8 protein-coding genes, 2 tRNA genes and 1 pseudogene are annotated in these 22,581 nt (G+C 45.3%); 4 read left to right on the plus strand and 7 right to left on the minus strand.

From position 1 onward, the window contains the following. Nucleotides 1-261: 261 nt before the first annotated feature. Nucleotides 262-1,086 (minus strand): type I methionyl aminopeptidase, encoded by an 825-nt coding sequence (map, locus tag IQ219_RS03370; RefSeq protein WP_194071714.1) that lies wholly within the window; start codon nucleotides 1,084-1,086, stop codon nucleotides 262-264. 115 nt (nucleotides 1,087-1,201) lie between these two features. Here map and IQ219_RS03375 point away from each other — a divergent pair, with 115 nt between their 5' ends. Then, the gene (locus tag IQ219_RS03375; protein ID WP_190599975.1) at nucleotides 1,202-1,387 is read left to right on the plus strand and encodes a CopG family transcriptional regulator; all 186 of its coding nucleotides are present in this window, start codon (nucleotides 1,202-1,204) and stop codon (nucleotides 1,385-1,387) included. Nucleotides 1,388-2,292: 905 nt separating this feature from the next. On the opposite strand, the gene IQ219_RS03380 is transcribed toward IQ219_RS03375, so the two are convergent. From IQ219_RS03380 to IQ219_RS03400, 5 genes are all read right to left on the minus strand, one after another. Continuing rightward, nucleotides 2,293-3,213 (minus strand): metal ABC transporter permease, encoded by a 921-nt coding sequence (locus IQ219_RS03380; protein WP_194019529.1) that lies wholly within the window; start codon nucleotides 3,211-3,213, stop codon nucleotides 2,293-2,295. Continuing rightward, entirely contained in the window at nucleotides 3,210-3,992 is a 783-nt protein-coding gene (locus tag IQ219_RS03385; RefSeq protein ID WP_190599961.1) for a metal ABC transporter ATP-binding protein, read from the minus strand. Before IQ219_RS03385 ends, IQ219_RS03380 begins: the two co-directional genes overlap by 4 nt. A gap of 99 nt (nucleotides 3,993-4,091) precedes the next feature. Continuing rightward, entirely contained in the window at nucleotides 4,092-5,084 is a 993-nt protein-coding gene (locus tag IQ219_RS03390; RefSeq protein WP_194071715.1) for a metal ABC transporter substrate-binding protein, read from the minus strand. A gap of 657 nt (nucleotides 5,085-5,741) precedes the next feature. Next, a tRNA-Thr gene (locus tag IQ219_RS03395) sits at nucleotides 5,742-5,813 on the minus strand. Nucleotides 5,814-5,821: 8 nt separating this feature from the next. After that, nucleotides 5,822-5,903: transfer RNA gene (locus IQ219_RS03400), tRNA-Tyr, on the minus strand. A 192-nt stretch (nucleotides 5,904-6,095) separates the two neighbouring features. Between IQ219_RS03400 and asnS the strand changes: the two genes are divergently transcribed. Both asnS and IQ219_RS03410 read left to right on the plus strand, forming a co-directional pair. Beyond that, nucleotides 6,096-7,484 (plus strand): asparagine--tRNA ligase, encoded by a 1,389-nt coding sequence (asnS, locus tag IQ219_RS03405; protein ID WP_190597674.1) that lies wholly within the window; start codon nucleotides 6,096-6,098, stop codon nucleotides 7,482-7,484. 43 nt (nucleotides 7,485-7,527) lie between these two features. Next, on the plus strand, nucleotides 7,528-8,709 hold the full coding sequence (locus tag IQ219_RS03410; RefSeq protein WP_228016686.1) for an LptF/LptG family permease: 1,182 nt from the start codon (nucleotides 7,528-7,530) through the stop codon (nucleotides 8,707-8,709). A 225-nt stretch (nucleotides 8,710-8,934) separates the two neighbouring features. On the opposite strand, the pseudogene IQ219_RS03415 reads toward IQ219_RS03410, so the two are convergent. Further along, nucleotides 8,935-9,063 (minus strand): annotated as a pseudogene (locus IQ219_RS03415) (IS1 family transposase); the annotation flags it as partial. Nucleotides 9,064-9,570: 507 nt separating this feature from the next. On the opposite strand from IQ219_RS03415, the gene IQ219_RS19965 reads away from it, so the two are divergent. After that, on the plus strand, nucleotides 9,571-22,026 hold the full coding sequence (locus IQ219_RS19965; protein WP_228016687.1) for a SwmB domain-containing protein: 12,456 nt from the start codon (nucleotides 9,571-9,573) through the stop codon (nucleotides 22,024-22,026). The last annotated feature ends 555 nt before the right edge of the window (nucleotides 22,027-22,581 follow it).

Below are 22,581 nucleotides of genomic sequence, written 5' to 3' on the forward strand. Positions count from 1 at the left end.
TCATGGAAGTCTGGGAAAAAATACCACTCCGGCTATGGCCATGGGCTTCATTGACCGCCCTGTCGAAATTGCAGAAATACTTACCTGTAGAGGCTTTTGCCACTTCACTCCTTAAAAGGACAGTGCCGGGACCCGGTTCCATGACGATGATGTTAAAAGTCGGCTATCCCCATAGGAACCGAGTCCCTGAGCAGCGGTTTATCTTTAGAGCAATATTGTACTTCTCTCTCAAGGAATAAATAAGGAGTTGTGTCTTGAAATTCAAGGAAGAGTCAGAATTTCTACCCCTTCCTCAGTCACAGCAACGGTGTGTTCAAACTGAGCTGAAAGTTTCTTGTCTTTTGTAATCACAGTCCAACGATCTGCAAGAAACTTAAGAATACTCGTTCCTTCATTTAGCATCGGTTCAACCGTAAAAGCCATTCCTGGACGCAGCTTTAGCCCACTACCCCGCTGACCATAGTGAGGAATTTGAAGCTCTGTATGCATTTGCCTGCCAATGCCATGCCCAACCATATCTCGAACAACTGAGAATCCCTTCGCCTCGGCATAGGCTTGAATTGCAGCGCCAATATCACCAATTCTTGCCCCGGGCTTGATTTCAGCAATTCCTCGCATCATCGATTCTTGAGTGGCTTCAACCAGCTTCCGCGCTGTTGCGGATACATTACCAACCAAGAATGTTTTAGACGTGTCGCCATGGTAACCGTCTAAGCGTGGCGTCACATCGATATTGATAATATCTCCGTCTTTAAGGATTTGCTTTGGATTCGGAATTCCGTGACAAACCACCTCATTAACACTGGTGCAAATTGAACCTGTGAATGGAGGATGACCAGGAGGTGCGTAGCCAAGCGTGGCACTGATTGCCCTATGAGATTGCATCCAACTCGTCGCCTCGTCGTTTAGAGTTTGCGTACTCACTCCGGGTTGCACCATTGATTCAAGATGGTTGAGGAGATTCGCCGCAAGTTGCCCAACCCGCCGCATCTTGTCTAATTCTCTACTCGAAAGCAAGACGAGTCCGGGATTGACTTTTGGTTGGACAAGATCTCCGGCGATTGAGAGCAAATTTTGACGGTTCATAGATGAGGCCTTGATTAATCGCGCTATGCCATGCTAGCACAGCGCGGCATAGCACAACACATGCTAGGCTATTACTGGTATCTTGGAAGCAAGAAAACCAGAAGTGAAACTCAAAATGGGTGGCAAAACAGACTTGGAGCGAGTGGTTGCTTACGTTCCTCCAGAGTTAAAGCAAGAACTGGAGGAGTGGGCACAGACAGATGAACGATCTGTCTCTTGGCTGGTTGCAAAACTAATTGATAAGTCTTTGCAAGAACGCCGAAAACAGCGAAGCGCTTCGGAAGTAGTCAATATGCGCTGAAACTAGAGTTCTTGTTGAGTATGCTGCTCTTATTGTATTTACATTGACTTAGCTCTCAAGCGGGGTATGCCTGCTGATTGACAAAAAAGGCCACTCGAGGGCTGACCTCCTTCTGCATCTGCCGTCGCACAGTGTGATCGAAGTTTTATGGGCTATCAAGCCCCTCTCGGTCGCTATTGCTTGCTATATAGGCTTCCAATTGCTTTTGGTCTTCAGCTATCATGGTGAGTCATTCCTGGGGTTACCCTTCCACTCTCCCCATTGATACGGTTTTTACAAAAGTGGCATGCTCCCGGTCGCTATGACATAGACGCGGTGACCCCGTACCCAACTCTTGCTCTAGAGTAAGCAATGCTCGCTCACTTCGAAATTAGCAAAGCCCCGTTTGTTTGCCCGAGCGAGAGCTGATCCAGTGGCTGTGGCGGAGCCTGAGACGAAGGGGTGAGGCGGATCTCAATTCTCTCCGCTCTCAGCGAATCATCACTTGCCCATTCTCCAGCCCCACCACCTCAAACTCCTGGCCATTGCGTCGCCCCAGGGGATGGTCATTGCGCGTCCACTTCAGGCTATTTCGCCCACTGCAATCTCCATCTCCTCCACCTTATACACCGACTTCCGCCGAATCTGAGCTGGATCCGCATTCAACGCGGCCCTAAATTGCCCCCGCAGCATCAGCCCATTGCTGTGGCTATCCGTCTCCAGCGCCTCCTAGCGCTGCCCCTTTTCCAACCCCCGCTGCTTGTATCCCTCTTCCGTCAGACTGAGGGATATGAAAGCGCAAGGAAAAAATAACCGTGCTTTGGGTAAACGCGGCGGTGATTTCATGGGAAATAAATTTAGGTTAATTGTTTGACCTCAAAGGGTTTATAAGGGGACGTCATCATTATTGTGGTGATACCAACCAACTAGGCTTGATCCACCACTACAGTCTGATTGTGATCGTCTTCCGGATTTTGCCCTGACCGCTTGCGCCATTCCTGGGCCAAAATGCCATACTTAGGCGCACAAATCATGGTTATGACAAACAGCGTTGTCAGCAGGACGACAATCATGCCCCCCGTCGAGACGTCAAAGTGATAGCTCAAATAGGTGCCGAGCACACAGGATAGGACACTGCTGGCGACGGAGTACCACAGCATATGGTCAAAGCGATCGCTGAGTAGATAGCCAATGGAACCTGGTGTGACCAGCATAGAAATTACTAAAATAATTCCCGCCGTTTGCAAGGCAGCCACAATGGTAAGGGCCAGAACCGACAACAGCGTGTAATACATCACCTGGGTACGCAGACCGATCGCCTTGGCATGGTTCGGATCAAAACAAAACAACAGAAGATCCTTGCGGCGCAACAAAATCACTATCAGAGTGATGGATCCGGCGATCAGAGTTTGGATAATGTCTTGTTGAGAAATACCCAGCACATTGCCAAACAGAATATGGAACAGGTCAACATTGCTGGAAATTTTGGTCACCAACACTAGGCCAAGGGCAAAAAATCCCGTAAAGACAATGCCAATGACGGCATCCTCCTTTAAACGCGTTTTAGACTTGACGTAACCGATCGCCACCGTTGCCCCAAAGCCAAAGGTAAAAGCCCCAATGGCAAAGGGAATATTCAGGGCATAGGCCAGCACCACACCGGGGACCACCGCATGGGAAATGGCATCTCCCATTAGGGACCAACCTTTGAGGGTGATGTAACAGGAAAGCACCGCACACACCAGGCCGACAAAGGCACTCACCCAAATTGCCCGGATCAAAAACCCATATTGCAAAGGCTCCACCAACCAATTCCAAAAAGAAAAGGCCACCACTAACTGACTCACGCATCTACCTCTGTCGTTTCAAACATCTGATTCAGGCTCATCACTGGTAGCCCGCCAAAGGTCAATTCTAAATTTTCTTTGGTGAAGGTTTCCTCGGTTTTCCCCTGGGCCAAAATGGTGCGGTTGAGCAGAATAGTGTGGTCACAGAAGGTGGAAATGGAAGCTAAATCATGGGTAGAAATCAGAATGGTGTGGCCCTCATCCCGCAGTTGCATCAATAAGTCGATCATCCCCTTTTCCGTTTTCACGTCAACCCCGGTAAAGGGCTCATCTAGTAGAATTACCTTGCCTTCCTGGGCCAAGGCCCGGGCCAAAAATGCCCGTTTCTTTTGACCGCCGGAAAGTTCCCCAATTTGGCGATCGCGGTATTTCACCATGCCCACCCGCTCTAGACTTTCCATCACCAAGCGACGGTCTTTGGGGCTGGGAATGCGTAGCACATTCATATGGCCATAGCGCCCCATCATCACCACATCAAACACACTGACCGGAAAGTTCCAATCCACTTCATCAGCCTGGGGGACGTAGGCCATCAACTGTTGTTTTTGGGCCTTTTGCACCGGAAAACCACCGATGCGAACCCGTCCCTGACTCGGTTGCAAAAACCCCATAATGGATTTGAACAGAGTCGATTTACCACTGCCATTGGGGCCCACTAGGGCAGTAATGGTGCCAGGTTCAACGGTGCAGGTGGCATTGTAAAGGGCCAAACGAGCGTTGTTATAGGTAACGCTGACGCCATCAACGGATATATCGAGACGGGGGAGAGTGGTTGGCATCACAAAAGAGGGGTTCAGGTTTTAGGGAGCGGTCAATCGTCAACATTGAGTTGGGTTGATTAAGAAAAACTCAACACCGAATAGAAGGCAAAACTTTTGTCATTGTTTGGCATTGGCACCGGCCAAAAGACCGTTGGCAATCACCCGGGCATCATATTCCAACAAATCCAAAAAGGTGGGTACAGGGCCTTCCTCTGTGGAAAGGGAATCAACATAGAGATTGCCGCCAAAGCGAGCGCCGGTTGCCTGGGCTACCTGTTTTTGGCCCTTGTCACTGACGGTGCTCTCACAAAAGATTGTTGGTACGTCATTGGTTTTCACTTCCTCAATCACGGTTTGCACCTGTTTGGGGGTGAACTGTTGTTCGGCATTGATTGGCCACATGTAAATCTCTTCCATGCCATAGTCCCTGGCCAGGTAAGAAAACGCCCCTTCACAACTGACCAAAAATCTCTGCTTGGCGGGCACCTGTTCCAAATCGGATGCCAGTTGGGTATCGATCGCCTTTAACTGCTCGCTATAGGCCGCCGCATTGGCGTTGTAATATTCGGCATTGTCCGGGTCAAGGTCGACGAAGGCTTGGCGGATATTTTCCACATAGACCAGGGCATTACGGGGCGACATCCAGGCGTGGGGATTGGGTTTATCGGTATAGGGACCTTCAGCAATGGGAATCGGTTCAATACCTTCCGTTAGCACCACAGAGGGCACATCCTTGACATTGCCCAAAAATTGCTCGAGCCAACGCTCCAGATTCATGCCGTTGTAAAGGATTAAGTCTGCGTCCTGAGCTTTGACAATGTCACTGGGAGTCGGCTCATAACCGTGGATTTCTGCACCAATGCGAGTGATGGATTCCACCACTAACTTATCTCCGGCAACATTCTGGGCCATGTCGGCCAGTACGGTGAAGGTGGTTAAAACTTTCTTTTTCCCTTCGTTTTCCGCTTGGACTTCGGTGGTTACTTCTGTCACCTCTTCGCTGGGAGCATTGGATGTAGTGACTTCCGCTGTCCCACAGCCGGTCAGCCAAAAAACGATCGCCAAACCAGATGCCAGCAGTCCTCCCCGGGAAGCAAATGATATTGCCATAGTGATAACGGTCATTTCATGATCATTTCATTTTTCATTATCGTCTCATAATTGACGCAAAAATGGGGAGTTAAAATTTCTTAACTTTTGGAAACTGGTGGACCAGTAGGTTTTTTATGATCACCAAAGTTCCATTCGGTAAATTTTATGTACTTGCTAAGCTGTTTTTTAGGCGATCGCCGACATGAAATAGAACAATTTTCTGAAGAACACAAATACTATGCACGTCCGAATCATTATCAATCTAGATATTTGTAACGGTAAACCCAAGCATTGTCGTTCAACACCTCTGATTTTTATCGCTCTTTCCTGAGTCTGGAAGACAATCGTTTGACTTTATTCCATAAAACCCTTACTAGAATAGAAATTCAGGATTCTTCCAACGTGAAATACAAGGGCAAGATTTTTTATTAAGTACACATCTTAAAAACCCTGCTATCAAAGACTTCTGGCGATTCATTTGAAAATTTGCTGACTAGACTGATCAATGAAAAAAGAGAGGTAACCTAATTAAAGACTAAAAAAAGTTTTTATTTTGTACTAGTGTCTGGGGAAATCTCACCTTAGTCTTAAGTCCCCATGAAAGTAATCAACAGCGAAAACTATCAGTATCAGTTACTGATCGCCAGGGAACAGATTTAATAGTTAAGCTTGGAAAGCCCTTGACGAGGATTGAACTCGTGACCTCACCCTTACCAAGGGTGTGCTCTACCACTGAGCTACAAGGGCAAAAGGGATGGGCCGAGCTGGATTTGAACCAGCGTAGGCATAGCCAGCGGATTTACAGTCCGCCCCCATTAACCACTCGGGCATCGACCCATTGCTTTCACGATTAGCCATCATAACACCTAATTGTTGATGGTCAAAATATTTTTTTCTGGGTTGGTCAGATTTTTGTCTGGTTTGCTGCGCATCGCTTCCCCAGCCGGGATTGGTTACCCTGGGAGTGGCTCGGTGCCGTGGTTTAATAGTGGCACCCACTGTCCCTCTATCTCTACTCCTTTGGGGTTTATGAACAAACGCCGCATTATTGAAGTTCTCCGCCATGGTCAGGCCGATGACCAAGTAATGGTTCAAGGGTGGTTACGCACTAAGCGAACCCTCAAGGATTTTAGTTTTGTGGAAGTTAATGACGGCTCTAGCTTGGCTAATCTCCAAGTGGTGCTTGATGGGAATTTGACGGACTACGATCGCCTGTTATCCCAATTGCAGACAGGGGCAGCGGTGGTGGTGGAAGGAAAATTGGCCCCTTCACCGGGAAAAGGACAACGGGTGGAGTTAAAGGCAGCCAAACTGGAATTGTTGGGGGGAGCAGACCCTAGCAGTTATCCCCTCCAGAAAAAACGCCACAGCTTTGAATTTTTGCGGACCATTGGTCACCTGCGGCCCCGCACCAATACCATCGGCGCAGTTATGAGAGTGCGTAACGCCTGTGCCACCGCCATTCACCAATTTTTTCAGGAGAGGGGTTTTCTCTGGGTCCATACTCCGATCATTACCGCCAGTGACTGTGAGGGGGCAGGGGATTTATTCAATGTCACCACCTTAGATTTACAGAAGGTGCCCAAAAGTGATCATGGTATTGATTACAGCGAGGACTTTTTTGGTAAACAAGCCTATTTGACAGTGAGTGGACAATTGGAAGCGGAGGTGATGGCCCTGGCATTCCAGAATGTCTACACGTTTGGCCCCACCTTTCGGGCCGAAAATTCCAATACGTCCCGCCACCTAGCCGAATTTTGGATGGTGGAACCAGAAATGGCCTTTTGTGACCTAGAAGGCGATCGCCAATGGGCGGAGGAATTTCTAAAATACATTTTCAAATTTGTGCTGGAAAAATGCCCAGAGGATATGGAATTTTTTGACCAGCGCATTGACAACACCGTGCTGGCTACAGCGGACAATATCATTAACAACGAATTTGCTTGGCTGACCTACACCGAGGCCATCCAACTGCTGGAAAAAGCGGAGCAAAAGTTTGAATATCCCGTCGCTTGGGGAGTGGATCTACAGTCAGAACATGAGCGATATTTGGCAGAAATTGTGTTCAAAAGACCCACCATTGTGACCGATTATCCCAAGGATATTAAAGCGTTTTATATGCGCTTAAATGAGGATGGCAAAACCGTTGCCGCTATGGATATTTTAGCGCCCAAAATTGGTGAAATTATCGGTGGTTCCCAGCGGGAAGAACGACTAGACGTATTAACTCAAAGAATGCAGGAACAAGGGGTTCCCGAAAGCGATCTATGGTGGTATCTTGACCTACGCCGTTATGGTTCTGTGCCCCATGCAGGCTTTGGTTTAGGCTTTGAGCGCATTGTCCAGTTCATGACCGGCATGGCCAATATTCGGGATGTGATCCCTTTCCCCCGCACTCCCATGAACGCGGAATTTTAAAGACTTGAAGAATTTTAGCCATTGGGAAGCTTGAAAATCTGTGATGTTCTTGTCTAAAACCTTGACCAGCTTGGGGCAGTGGCCCCATCTTTTGCCCCGTATTTCCCTTATGGACCGCTATGTGGCCAGGCAACTGATTCCCCCATTTTTATTTAGCGTCGGGGTGGTGGCCAGTTTGGGGCTGGCGATCGGTAATTTGTCCGATTTAGGTAACAAAATTGTTGAGAAAAATCTCCCGGTAGCTAAAGCGGCAGAAGTACTACTTCTCAAAGTACCGGAATTTCTCGCCTATTCCCTGCCAGTGGCGGTGATGCTAGCCACAATGATGGCCTTTGGTCGTTTGAGTGGAGACAGCGAAATTATTGCTATTCGCAGTTGTGGAGTGAGTTTATACCGTCTGATTTTGCCGGCGGTGGTGCTGAGTTTGCTGGTAACAGGGTGGGCTTTTGTGCTGAGTGAATGGGTAGTGCCGGTGGCCAACTATCGAGCTACCAGTATCCTCATTGAATCCATCGATGAAGAGCATCCCTTTTGGCAAAATCGCGATGTTTTTTACCCTGAGTTTGAAGAAATTAAGCTCGAGAATGGCCAAACTGCACGGCGGTTAAAAAGTTTAGTTTATGCGGAAAAGTTTGACGGCAAGGAAATGCAAAATCTGACGGTGTTGCAGTGGACGGAAAACCATCTGAAACATATTGTACTTTCCGACAATGCCACTTGGAACAACGACAATAAACGCTGGGATTTCTTTCATGGTACTCTTTACCGCCTCACAGAAACAGAGGATTACCAAGAGGCGATTCCGTTTACGAATAAACAAATTGCCCTGCCCAAGTCCGCCTTTGATTTTGCCCGACAGGGACGGGATCCCTACGAAATGACCATTGCCGAAGCCCAGGACTATATCAAAATTTTAAAATTGATTGGCGATGAAAAGAAAATTCAGTTTTTTCAGGTCAGAACAGAACAAAAATTAGCTTTTCCTTTTGTTTGTATTGTTTTTGCCGTGGTAGGTTCGGCGATCGGAGCTAGGCCCCAAAGAATAAGTCGCGCTACGGGTTTTGGTTTAACCATTGTGATCATTTTTGCCTACTATATACTGGGATTTTTCAGTGGTAGCTTAGGCATTGTTGGGTTAATTTCCCCTACCTTGGCGGCCTGGCTGCCCAATTTTGTCGGTTTGGGGGTGGGAATTTGGTTGTTATATGAATTTAATCAGGGTTAGAGTTTGCTCAAAAAATATAACCAATTCAACTACACCTCTTCCATCAATCTAGCCAACTAAAATGCTCCTAAGACAATCTTTGTGGTAACCAACATTACTCTGATTTATCGCTCTTCTATTAGTCTAGTTAGGGAATTTTCAAATGAATCACCAGAAGTTTTTGACAACAAAACTTTATAAATTATCTACTTAGTAAAAAGTGGTAGTGTTATTCATGTAGTGAAGTCAAGATAAAGCCAACCTTAACTCCTCATTGTAGTGGTTGATAACATGTAAAACAGCAGATTCATGATTGAAGAAGCTTTTAGAAAATGAAAGGCACTTCCTGACTAATCTTGAGCATCTTTGCCTTAGAGCCTGTTTGAAAAATGGACTGTATGCCTTACTAGATAAGGTTTTCAGTGTTTACCATAAAAACATGCCCAAATGCTTGCTCAGCAAGGGATTGGGCAAAACTTTTCAAACACATTGTTATTTCATTTAGCTATAAGCGTAATTTATTGCTCTGTTAAGCCTTTTGGTTGAAACGTAAATTTTTATCTCTTTTGCCTTTAGTCGATGCAATTTTTAACAAAGGTGAATCTATCATTGGTGCATTATCTACACCTCTAAAAATTTAATTTCTGCGGAGATTGTTAATATGACCCTCAATCTTGCTAACGGTCTTTCCGCTATTACCACTGACTTTGCTGGAATAACCCATGTGGTCTAGGCCCAGGGAGACAACCTTTGGCACGCTGTCTATGATCCCAATTCCGCTAGTTGGATCAATGCCAGGGCGATCGCCAATATTACTGGCCAGTCCATCAAAAGCCTGAATTTAACCGTCGAACCTCATTTTATTTGTGGAGCCTGGCCTGAATGAGTATAAATTTATCTAATCGCCTTTCTGCCGTTGTTCAAGACAGTGCCGGAACGAGTCATATTGTTTGGCTGGAAGGAACGAATATTTGGCACGCTGTTTATGACCCAGTTTCTCAGACATGGAAAAACGCCCAGGCCATTGTCGATACCGCTGGTCAGCACATCCGTAGTCTTAACTTGGTTGCCGATTCAGGGTTAATTGTCGAATCTGGAACAAGCAATAATACGCTGATTCCAGGTCTGGCCGTGGTCTATCAAGAAGGCCGGGAAAACGACAGTAACTTTTTCTATACTGCGGCTCAGTACGACACTTCTGGCAAACTGCAATGGCTCGACACTCCCCAAGCCCTGACAGCAGATCAAGTTGGCGATTTAGAACCTCGGGTGGTAGTGGATAACGGTTTTGTGACGGTGGTAGGGCAAAAAGTTGATCTCATCAAAGCCCAAAACCAAGCCATCCGAGAAGATGCGGATTTATACTCGCAAACGTTTCAAATTTACAGTAACCAATTCCCGACAACGCCGCCGGCCCCAGTTACGCCCATTGCTGCTTACACGCCCCAGATTAGCAAAAATGGTGTCATTCAAGGCAACTATATTGTCGGTGGCACAACCACAACAGCGACGTTAGCCAATGCCAATTACCAGCCTTTTACCCAAGCGGAGGCTCAGAGTGCATTTCAAGGATTTGGGGCAAATTGGTCAGTCTCTCAAACCTTTGACACTAATTTATCGAACTTACAATTCTTGAAGGGAATGCCGGTTGTTCCCCAGTTTTTGCTTGAGCCTATTTTTAAGAAATTCAATCTATCAGGAACCCTGCTTGGCTCATCGGGCAATAATCCTAATCTTTCATTCTTTGGCGGTGGAATCAGTACAGAAGGACTGTTGCTCAATGCGTCAATGGCGGTGCAACTAAATGAAGCGGACTCCGATGATCCGGAGGATTCCAGCGGGAGTTCATCGGCAAGCACTGGAGGTAGCTTAAATCCTGCCCAAAACACGACAAACCTGACCTTTAAACCGGAAACTTCATTCTCGTTTATTGCCGCTACACTCTATACATTTGATCAGAAACTTCGGGAAGATAGCCTTTCTTATCCATTAACGGTAGAAACTGGGAGTGTTGGGCTAACAGCTGGACTGACAATCCCACTTCCAATATCAGGAACACCGCTTGTTGTCGATTTTTTGGGTAGTATTGGTGCGGGATTTCAGTGGCAACTATCACCAAAAGATCCGCAAACTTATTTCTCTCCAGTGAGTGTAGTTTTATCCCCTATGGGGGACGGTACTGATGCATCAATTCTATCCACGTTAATTGGGGTTCCTCCCTTGGGAGCGTTAGCGGCAGTTGGCCTAGCGGTAATTTCTGATATTGCAGAGATCGTTGAGCTCATCTTTAGTGATTTTGACCCTGATAGTAACGAAGCTCTAGAACTGGAATCCTTGTTGTTTTCCACACCAGTTGCGGCGGGGATTGATGGCGGGATCAAAATTCCTGTATTGTTTGAAGCTCTGGTTGGGATTCAGGTCAGTTTGGTGGGAACGGCTGGAGGGACTCGTTCAGCAAATAGTGGTGCATTTCAACCTAACCTAGATATAAGCCTTGGCTTGCCAATGAATATCACCATTAAGACTTTAGGTTTTCTCGGTGGCACGGTGGGTTTCTATCCCTATTGGACTTGGGGTGATGATCTCAGTAGCAGTGATACCACCACACTCAATCAGGCTACTTTCGCATTGCCCCAGACCAGCAATTCTCCCACGGCGATCGTCAAAGGGTCTTTATTAGAAATTCAAGGGTTACAAACTAACGGCACACCCCAGGCCACAGACTTTCAAGTTAACGTCAAAGATCCCCTCGGCCAGACCACGACCATTCCCGTATTTGGGGTTTTAACTCGGGACAATACCACTATTCTCAGGCTTGAATCGGCGATTCCGCAAACAGCCTTAAACGATCAGCCCTTTTCAAAAATTACAGTTAGCTATCAAAATAAGACGCCGATTCCTGTTGTTAATCAATCGGCCAATACGTTTACCTATAACTACAATCCCATCAGTGGCACAGGCAGTAATTACCAAGTCACGGATCAGCAAGTTATTGTCGCTTTTAATGCCACTCTAAATCCTAACATTACTCCCGATTTATCTCGATTTCAAGTTACCGATGCTAATGGTAATTTAATTTCAATTAACTCCGTTAGTGTAGCCCCTCGTAGCGTGGTCTTAACTCTATCTGGAAATTCGAGCAGCACCTATAGCGTTAATTATTCGAGCAGTAGCGGTTCTGGAAATGTATTAACCACAGAAGATAATGTTGCAATTAGTGATTTTAATATTGCCAGTAATACGCCACCAAACACCGCTGGACAAGTAAATCGTACCTATAGCAATGTATCAGGAACAACCGGAAATACAATTACAACTAACCCCCTTCTCGGTAGTACGGTTGCCCAAGATTATGCTGAGGATAGCCCCCCTGCTTTAGCTGTAACTAATGATAATGATGGTGTTTTACTGGCCTGGAGTAGTGATACCCCGCCGATTACTCCCATTTCTGCCTTATTATCGGGAACACAGATTTTCCTCACTTTTGCTGACACTCTCCAAAATCCAAGTAATACCAAGGCCACTAGTAATCCGTTTACAGTTCTAATTAATAATCAAAGTGCTGAAATTCAGGATTCATCCAGCTCAGATAATTATGTTAAAATTACGTTAAATTCAAGTACTGTTATTAATGCTGATGATACAATTTCGGTCAGTTATAGCATTGATTCAACACCAGAAAATAGCCTCTATAATCTTTACCTTTCTGATGCCACAGATTTCGCCTTGTGGGTGCCTGACTTTACCACGCCTGTGACGCAAGCAGCTAGTTCAACCAATGCCCCAACGCTATTAGAAGCAGTGGCAATTTCTAATGTCATTACGCTCACCTTTGACCAACTCCTTTCATCTAGCAATTCTCCTGGCGGGAATCAATTTATCGTTACAGTCAACAATTCCAATAATTTTATTACTGTGAATGATAAAGTAGATATTGAGAATAATTCTGTTATTTTGCCCTTATTAGAACCCATTGGGCAAGGCGATATTGTTACAGTTAGCTATATTTCTGGTGATGGCATATTAGCTAATAGCAACAACATTCCCGTTGCTCCCTTTACTACGAGCGATATTCTGACCACATTTACCAATCCTGGGACGGTGATTAAGACACTTTTAGCCACCCCCAGCACCTCAAGCGTTAGTATTGCCTATCCAAGCTCAATTATTGGGACAAGTGGCTTAAATTACGATCCAGCAGTGTATTTTGACCAGGCCACAAATCAGGTATTTGCTGCTTGGGTAAATGTTGATAGTAGCCAAATTCAGAATCAACTCATCCCAGGCCAATATTATAGCAACTTAGAGATTATTACCCAGGCCCTGCAAAGCTCAACTATTTACTTTTCTGTTGCCTCTTTAGATGATCTTGGTGATCTTGGCCCCAACGCTCAAATCATTCCTTGGTCAGTGGCCGCCCCCATTCCCCAGCAAACAGGACAGAATACCAATGTCACGCTTGGCCTGGGGCCTGATGGTTCGATTATGGCGGCCTGGTTAAATACCATACTGAATAATAATGGTACGCCCGTTACCACGATTTACTACTCTAAGTTGAATTCAAGCTCTGGGTGGTCTGAACCTGCTCGCATACTTCCCGACATTAACCCCGATCCCTTTACGCCCCTAACCATTAGTACGATCAATCAACAACCAGCAATTTTCTGGACTGAATCTGCCCCAGCATCCTATCGCCAATTAGTCCGTAACGCTGATCCATCGGTTTACTTACGTCTGGGAGAACGAACTGGAACGGTGGCCCGCAATAGTGGTCAGTTTCAAGCCGCAGCTAATGGCACCTATAGCGGTACTTTTACTCTGGGGGAAATGGGGGCCTTAGAAACTACCAGTAATTCCGGTGATCCCAATCCTGCCGTGTTGTTTCAAGGTGGGGGAGTAACGCTGAATCAACCTGTTCCCCTGACCAACAACGCTTTTGCGATTGAATTTTGGTTTAAGTTGCCCAATTTACCTCAGGAATCTATCAATTTAGTTTCTGCACCTGGATTATTTGGCCTGGGCCTGGATGTTGATCCCAATGATCCTAATGCGCCGCCGAAACTTACCTTTGGCCTGGGTAACGACGATGATACTCAAATTCAAGCTAGTGAAACCTTAGCCACTGATCTTTGGTATTACGTTGTTGGTACTTATGATGGCTCAAGTCAAAATCTTAGTTTGTATCTCAATGGTGTCTTAGCTGGGACAGTAGATGATGTTGAATTTGATTCGTTTCCGACATCTGCGGCCTTGACTTTAGCAGGGGCTTCTACGGAGAATAATCCGGTTTATTTAGATGAAGTGGCATTTTACCCCAAGGCGTTAACGGCTTCTGATGTCAATGCAGGGGATTTAACTAGCCCAAACTTCCAAAACCTGACGGGGAGCCAAATTCTCGAGATCATTGCGGGCACGAATCAAATTGGTAATCACTATGCCGCCCAATATAACAAACCGATTCCCCCAGGCCCGAATACTTACTATTCCGTTTTGGATGGTTCAAGTTGGCAACTCCCTAGTCAAATTAACCCCACACCCGCAATCGTTCCCACCCAGTTAGCCGGGGCCAATATCCCTGTTTTCGATTTAGTCTCTGCCACTGCCGCCCAGGCCAGCACCATGATTGCGCCCAATGGAATTGCTGATGCCGTTTATCAGATTTCGCTTTCTAATCCAAACTTAACTATCAGCGGAATTAAAGTTACTAGTGGCAACCAGGCCTGGGCGATTGGCACCGATAACACTGGCACAGCACTAACGGGTAATCAGCTTGGCCTACTTTTAGGAGATACCCTACTCAACAGTCTTAATCACGAGACATCAACCTTTAGCTATCCAATTCAGGGATATACCGAAAATCTCTTTTTGTTCATTGATCCCGGCAGTTCCAATACTCCTCTTGGGGCAGTTGACTATACGGTTTATTTCGACGGTGGTAATACCATTGGACCAACTTCTGTTGCTCCCTATCAGATCAATTCGGCAACAATGGGGCCAGGTCAAACCGTCACGGGAACGGCAACGGTTACCGAAGCCAATGACTCCTCCCTAGCCCTGATTGATAGTGGTTTTATTATTGATTCCGATAATCCGGCGATCGGGTACGTTCTGGCCAGTGCATTTAATTCCGATGGTAGTTTGGCATATGTGGCAGTGGGGAATCGCGGCTATAGCGACAGTCAAGGCAACCTTGGCAACAATGGTACAGTGCAAATCCTTTTTGGTGGCAGCGATATTCTCTCGGGCAGCGGCTCACTAAGTACCAATGATCTTAATGGTAATCCCGATGGGGTGCTAATTACCAATATTCAAGATGCGGGGGATAATAACCGAAATCTGTCTCTTTCCTTAGCCACGGGGGATATTGACGGAGATGGCATTCCTGATTTGGTAATTGGTGCGCCCAATGTAGGTAAGTTTGCCGGGGCTGTATATGTCATCTATGGCAGTTATCTCAACAGTCAAAAGGGCCAAAAAATTGATGTCACAAGCCTAAGCACGACACCGAATAGTATGGGTTTTGCGATCAATGGCAGTAATGCGGATGATTTAGCGGGCTTTTCAGTAGTCGTGGGGAACTTTGATGGGGATGACTACGATGATATTGTTTTCGGTGCGCCCTATGGCAAAGATAGTGACGGAAATCGGGTTGGCCTGGTTTATCTAGTCCCTGGTTTTGCCCAGGATAATGCTCCTGATTCGATTAGCCCTACTGTTATTTATACAGGCCAAAGTTTTGAAATTCCCAATCCCCAACCGAATCCACCCAGTCCAACCCTAACAGTGGGGGAAGGGGCCGGCTTTGCCCTAGGAGTGTCACGACGATTGACTGGGACTAATTCCCCATCTACATTTACGGGTAGTACGACCACAGATGATCTTTTTATTGGTGCGCCGAACTATCAAATTCAAGTCGCGAATCAGTGGACAAATCAAAGCAATCTCCCAGGCCAAAACTCACAAAACAAACAAAATCAACAAATCACATCAGACCTTTTTCCTAGTTCCAGTTATGTTTCAGCCGGGGCCGTTTATGTCTATAACTCTAATCAAGGCTTAAGTCTTAACACAAATCCTTGGGCCATCTATACCGGGCCAGCCATTCCCAATGCTCAAGGCACTGCCACCAGTTATTTTGCCGGAAGTGTGATTGGCTCTGGTTTAAATATGGATTTGGATGGAGATGGTCGTCAAGATTTAGTCATTGCAGGGCCTGGGGCCAATACTAATACAGGGCAAGCCTTTGTGATTGCTGGATCTACTGCAACTCCATCTGTAACAACAACTATAACAACTACAACAACTCCATCTGGAACAACAACTACAACAACTACAATAACTCCAGCAAATCCAGCAACTCCAACAACTTCATCTGTAACAACAACCACAACAACTACAACTCCAACCCCAACAACTCCATCTGGAACAACAACTATAACTACAACAAATACACAAACCTTAAATACAGTCAGTAACCTCGTGATCAATGGTGGCCTGGCTGGGGGCAAAACAGGAGCAGTTATCACCTCACCGGGAGACTTAAATGATGATGGCTACCAAGACTTCTTAATTACTGCTCCCCAAGGGGCCAATGCCACAGGTCAAAGTTATGTTCTGTTTGGGCCGCTAGATTTAAGTCAATTCGGGACTATTTTTGATTTAAATGTCACCGCTAACGACAACAAAACCACATTTTTACTTAACGGTAATCAACCTTTCCAAGCCACGGGAACCGCTGGAGTAGGAGTGGGAGATATTAACAATGACGGCATAGATGACATAATGCTCACGGCTCCATTGGGTCAACAACTCTATGCCGTTTATGGACATCCCTGGTTAGCGGACGATGGCAGTATCAAACTAGCTGATGTTTCCTCCAACAATGGTTTTGTTATTGATGGTTACCAATACTCCCTGGCCACCAGCCCCTTTGGGTATGTACTCGCCTTTGCTTTAATTTATAACGACTCCAATGAGTTAGTCACTGCTGAGTTACAGATGATTGCTCCCAACGGGGAAATTGTCTGGCAAACAACCGATTCAAATGAAGAATCAGAAGTTACTCCCGAAGCCTACGCCATTATGCAAAGTGATGGCAATCTGGTTATTTATGGCCAGCCGGCGGGTGATATAATTTGGGCTTCTGGCACTAACGGCAACGATGGTGCTGTCCTCAAGTTAGCTTCAGATGGTGGTCTGTACATCGTTGATCCCCAGAATAATATTGTTACCAATGGCACTTTAAATTCAGCAAACCCCAGCCTGATCAGTACCGCCGTAACCCTCAACGAAAATCAAGAAATTACCACAAATTTAGCAACTTTTTTACTCAATGGAGAAATTGGTTATTTACTGGTTTTTGTCTTAGTTCAGAACGAGTTTAATCAGTTAGTCTCCGCTAAATTGCAGTTAATTTCCGCCACTGGTGAACTCGTTTGGCAATCAAATCCAGGGGAGGGAGTAAAGGTTACTTCAGAGGCCTATGCCATTATGCAAAGTGATGGCAATCTCGTTATTTACGGCCAACCAGGGGGAAATTCAGGTGATGTAATTTGGGCTTCTGGCACCAATGGCAATGATGGTGCAGTCCTTAAGTTAGCGTCAGATGGTGGCCTGTACATCGTTGATCCCCAGAATAATATTGTTCCTAATGGCACCCTAAATTCGGGGAATATAAGCCTAATTAGTACTGCTACTACATTGAACATTGGTGAAGTAATTACCACTGATGTAGATACTTTTTTGCTTAATTCAGAAACGGCAGGAAGTCTATTTGGCAATGGTCGCAATGTCGTCATGCTGGGAGATATTAATGGCGATGGCTTTGCGGATGTGTTATCTGGAGGCAGTTCTGCCGGTGGCGTGGTTGTCTTTGGTAATAGCACTAAAGATTTACTCGATGCGGCAGTGGGCACCGATGATTTGTTAATTTCTATTGATGGTGCGGAAGTAAAAGAATTTGTTGCTCTGGGAGACTTTAACGGCGATGGATTAGCGGATTTTGGGGTTATTGACAGCAACAATAACTTTTATACAGTGCTTGGGGATCCTAGTTTAGGGACTCAAGGAAATTTGGAGTTAAATGGAAGTCCCCCTAACATTACCAATGTTACCCAGGCCTGGGCAGTGGGAGATGTTAACGGTGACGGCTATGGTGATGTCGTTTTACAAATTGGCAATCAAAGTCAGCTTTATTGGGGCAACGTATCTGGTGAGTTAGCTCAATCAATTAACATACCCGTTTCTGCAGGTTATCCTGGTTCTTTTACCGGCATTGATATTAACGGTGATGGTGCCAACGAAATTGTCGTAGGTCAACCAACATCAAACCCAGTGTCTAATATTGGAGGGTTTCAAGGTAGTTGGCAATATTTTTCCTATGAGTCTAACTCTCTCACGATAACGTCAACCCTCACTCCCCCTAATACTCCTATTTCGCAACCTCTTGCTCCTGATGCTTCATGGACTCAATATTCTTTGAGTGATCAAGCCACTAACCTAACCACTTCACTGGCGATTCTAGATGGTTGGCTCTATCAGGCTTATTTTGGAACTAATGGAGGAATATTTCTACAACGAACTCGAGATGGAGTCAACTGGCAAGATCTAACCGAACTGTCCACGAGTACATTTGATGCAAAATATCCTGCTTCAATCGCAGCCTTTAATGGTTCCCTTTACTTAGGATTCACCGATAACAATCAGCAGGTTTGGGTTGCTGAAGGAACACCGATAGCATCATCTAGTTCGAATCCTATTGGTCTTCAATTCAACTCTCCTATAAAGATTAATCAAGCATCTAACAATGGCCCAACACTAGTTGCCTTTAATAATGAACTCTATGTTTTCTTTATTGAAAATGATTCTGATGACTATATCCTCTACACCAGTTCTACTAATCCTGGTAGTGATAGTGATTGGTCTGGCAACACAACTCTGACAATTAATAACGAAGTTCAAGCGAGTGATCAGCCGCTAAGTGCCACTGTTATGCCCGGAGAAAATGGTATTGCTACCTTAGCAGTTGCATATAAAGCCAAAGGGCAGAGCTACCCTTACACTGCGACAATCACTCCAGATAGTCCAGGAAATTTGGGTAACTGGCAAGTTTCTTCTCTATTAACTCAGGCTGTTACAGGCTCTCAACCATCCTTAATCGCGGTAGATGGAACATATTATTTATTCTTTGCCAATTCTAACGAGAGAGACCTGGAATATATTACCTCTACAGATGGCATAAACTGGGATGTCACCGAAACAATAATTGGCTCCTCAACTGATCTTGTTGGTGTATCTTCAGCTCTATTTAATCAAAGTTTTATATTGTCACAGACAAATAAAAATAATAATGGATTTAATTTTGTTACTTCAAAACCCTTTTTTGAATCGAATCAAGCCATTAATTTAGGTCAACAGGTTTATCATATTGGCGACTTTAATGGGGATGGCCTGGCTGACTTAGCTGTTTTAGCTCCAGGTTACCGAAATTTACTCACTCAGGACATCATTGCTTATAACGGCATTAATAACCTTGGGGGAGTTTTTATTTACTATGGAGATACGAATGGCATTGCCAGCACAGCTTCCCCCGACGTGGTCTTAGCCGCACCAGATTTACCAAGTGAAACCAACTTTGCACTGTTAGAGATTACGGCGATCGGAGATATGAATGGCGATGGCTTTGACGATGTACTTATTAGCTCTCCCCTTACCACCATTGTCGGTTCTCAAAACTCTTCTGCCAACGGAGCTCAGGGGGTAAATTGGGTGGTCTTTGGCGGTACCCACTGGGGTAGTCAATATAACGCAAATTCCCCCTTTGGATTAGGAAAATTAGCTGAAAATCAAAGTAATAGTAGCCAAAATTTTAATCCCTATGGCTTTGTGACAACAGGCCTACCCGGTTCCCAAGCGGGTATTTCTATCAGTGGTGGGGCCGATGTAAATGGGGATGGCTTTAGTGACTTCATCATGGGAGCGCCGGGGGCCCTGGATAACCTTAGTTACGTTCTCTTTGGTAGTGATTTCACTTCCCAAGTTAATCAGATGGGCACCATTGGCGATGATGTCATGCTGGGCACTCCCACTGGGGAAATTTTCATTGCCGGCCAAGGGGACGATATTATCTACACCAATGGCGGCGTTGACGTGGTTTATGCCGGGCCTGGCGATGACCTAGTTACAGTGAGCGATACCAATTTCCGCCGTTTGGATGGAGGGAGTGGCACTGATACCCTCAAGCTGACGGGTTACAACGGGCAAGCCTGGGATTTAACTACCCTCTCCCCAGGACTACGGTTGCGAAACTTTGAAATTATTGATATTCGCAATTACGGCGCTAACAACCTGACTCTGAACTCATTAACGGTGGTGAAGTTATCCGGCAATAACCAAGTTACGGTGTTAATGGATGCCAACGACACCCTTAATTTAAGTGCTGATTTTGAGGCAGATGGAACGGAATATCGTAACAGTCAAAAATATTATAAATATACTTCCAAAATTTCAGCGGCCGTTGTTTTAGTTAATCAGCCACAAACAATAACGTTCAATGCGGACAGTACCAATAAACCAATTCTAAATACTATTCCTACCGCTCAACCATTAGATGTCACATCGTCCAGTAACTCTCAAACAAATGCAACTCAGAATTTAGCTTCTGCATCAGGTCAAGCCACTCGTTTATTTGTTTCCAATCCCAAGGTATCAGAAGCTAGTGGTGAAGCTCAGTTTGTCGTTGAGCGCACTGGAGATTTAGACAAATACGTGTTGGTCAGTTACATCACCCAGGACATGAGTGGCAAAGCTGGCGATCGCTATTTACCCATAGCGGGACAGTTAATATTTAATCCTGGGGAGAACCAAAAAACCGTCACAGTTAAAATTCCTAATGACTTTGTTTATACCGGCGATCGCCAATTTGGTCTATTGGTTTCTTTGCTAAATGATGGTTTGGAGGCAGGAGATGGGGACTCTGCTTTTGCTTTAGCTGGTGATGCCAATGGTGCCCAGATCCGTCGTTGGAACTACCTGGCCGGGGACTGGGATAACAGTGTCATGAATGGCTTGATTGATTTCTCCACCACGGTTAATTCCGGCCAAGCTCAGATTAATTTGAGTGTTGAAGGGCTAGTCGAATTTAACGACTTTTTTAGTTACGATCCCCTCAGTCAAACCTATCAATCCCTGATATTTAATGATGAAACAGGGGCCCGGTTCACCAATTTAGATAACTCAAATGGCATTGGCGGAGTAGAACTTAAACTTTTGGACGGCGATCGGGGTGATGCCGATGGTATAGTTAATGGTTTGGTGGCAACTAATGGTTATGTGTGCCGCACCATCCCAGGCTTAATTAGCAATAATAACCGAGTTTTTTGGGCTCCCACCAATGCCGATGGGCAAGTGCAACTCAGGTTAATCAATAGTCCCTCACAAAACTATGAAATTGGTTGGGTTCCAGTGGATAGTGCCGATGGTGCCATTGATGGTTTACTTCCTGATGATCCGGGCTATGAGGAGGCCGCTTTGGCCCGTAAACAAGTTGTTTTTAGTGATCAAGCCAATGCCTCAGCCCAGGCTTTAACCCGTAGTTTAGCCCGACAAAGTTTTACTGATATTGAAGCTTTTGCCAGGACAGAATCACAATTTTTTGGTAGCTTTAGTAACTCTAATTTAGAAGCTAATCGTTACTATATGCTCTATAGTCAACAGGGAGAAGAAATCGCTTTTTCCATTGATGCTCCACTAATGGTTGAAACAGATAGTCGAGGTTATCATCAGTTAGATTTTAATGGCATTACTACAGAAATCGCTTCCAAAACTTTGGTTGTACCAGGAATTTTAAACCAGACTGTGACGGCAAATGTTTCCATTAGTCGTGCGGGGGCTTACGAAAATCTTATTGTTCTCTACAAAGTGGATAGTCTGACCGGGGGCATTGATACCGATGGCGATCGCCAGATTAATTTAAACCCAGGGGATGGAGGCTATTTACAAGCGGCATTAACAAGGGCCCAGAATCCAGCAACGGGGCTAAGCTTAAACGCCCCTGACGAGTTTTTTAGCACTACTCAAAAGACCATCACTTTGTCGGGCAACAATATGTATGGCATGGCGATTATTCCCAACTCATCCATTGAAGAAGTGTTAAGCAAAAATCCCACTAACAATCCGACCCTTGGCCCTGTGGCGCTTTTTTCCTTTGGGGCCGCTAACCCTGGCGGCATTAGTCATATGTCTCGTTTGGGCAGTAATCTCTTTGGTTTCGAGGATATAGTGGGAGGGGGTGACCTTGATTACAATGATGTAATCATAGAGTTTAGCTACAAAATTTGATGCCCCTTGATAGTAGTTAATTTATTAAGAAACTGGATGAGGTGAAAGCCTCACGTTCAGTTTTGAATACAAGTACTTTTTGCGAGATAACCTCTTATTCCAGTAGCTATAAATTTCAAGAATACTCTCCTCACCCGCAAGGAGAAAATGTCGCCTGTTCGTTCACCGGTAGTGTCATTCAGGTAGTGAAGCTAAGATAAAGCTAACCTTAATTCCTCATTATTTATAGTGGTTGATAAAATATAAAATAGCAGATTAATGATTGAAGAAGTTTTTAGAAAATGAAAGGCGCTTCCTGACCAATCTTGAGCATCTTTGCTTGAGAATGTGTTTGAAAAGTTTTGCCCAATCCCTTACTCAGCAAGCATTTGGACATGTTTTTATGGTAGACGCTGAAAACTTTATCTAGTAAGGCTTACACCCTACTTTTCAAACAGGCTCTAAATTTTAGGGGAAAGTGACACAACTAGTTTGGACACATTACTCCTACCACGGTTGCTGTCTATTTTAGACTTTCACTACATAGATAACACCACCTATTTCTAAGCTAATAAA

The sequence above is a fragment of the Synechocystis sp. LEGE 06083 genome (genome assembly GCF_015207725.1).
In the GTDB taxonomy this organism is placed as follows: Bacteria; Cyanobacteriota; Cyanobacteriia; order Cyanobacteriales; family Microcystaceae; genus Synechocystis; species Synechocystis salina.

What these genes read in the sequence shown, in the direction of transcription:
- IQ219_RS19965 (WP_228016687.1), top strand. Translation starts at nt 9,571, where the DNA reads ATGAGTATAAATTTATCTAATCGCCTTTCTGCCGTTGTTCAAGACAGT.
- asnS (WP_190597674.1), top strand. Translation starts at nt 6,096, where the DNA reads ATGAACAAACGCCGCATTATTGAAGTTCTCCGCCATGGTCAGGCCGAT.
- IQ219_RS03410 (WP_228016686.1), top strand. Translation starts at nt 7,528, where the DNA reads ATGTTCTTGTCTAAAACCTTGACCAGCTTGGGGCAGTGGCCCCATCTT.
- IQ219_RS03390 (WP_194071715.1), bottom strand. Translation starts at nt 5,084, where the DNA reads ATGGCAATATCATTTGCTTCCCGGGGAGGACTGCTGGCATCTGGTTTG.
- IQ219_RS03375 (WP_190599975.1), top strand. Translation starts at nt 1,202, where the DNA reads ATGGGTGGCAAAACAGACTTGGAGCGAGTGGTTGCTTACGTTCCTCCA.
- IQ219_RS03385 (WP_190599961.1), bottom strand. Translation starts at nt 3,992, where the DNA reads ATGCCAACCACTCTCCCCCGTCTCGATATATCCGTTGATGGCGTCAGC.
- map (WP_194071714.1), bottom strand. Translation starts at nt 1,086, where the DNA reads ATGAACCGTCAAAATTTGCTCTCAATCGCCGGAGATCTTGTCCAACCA.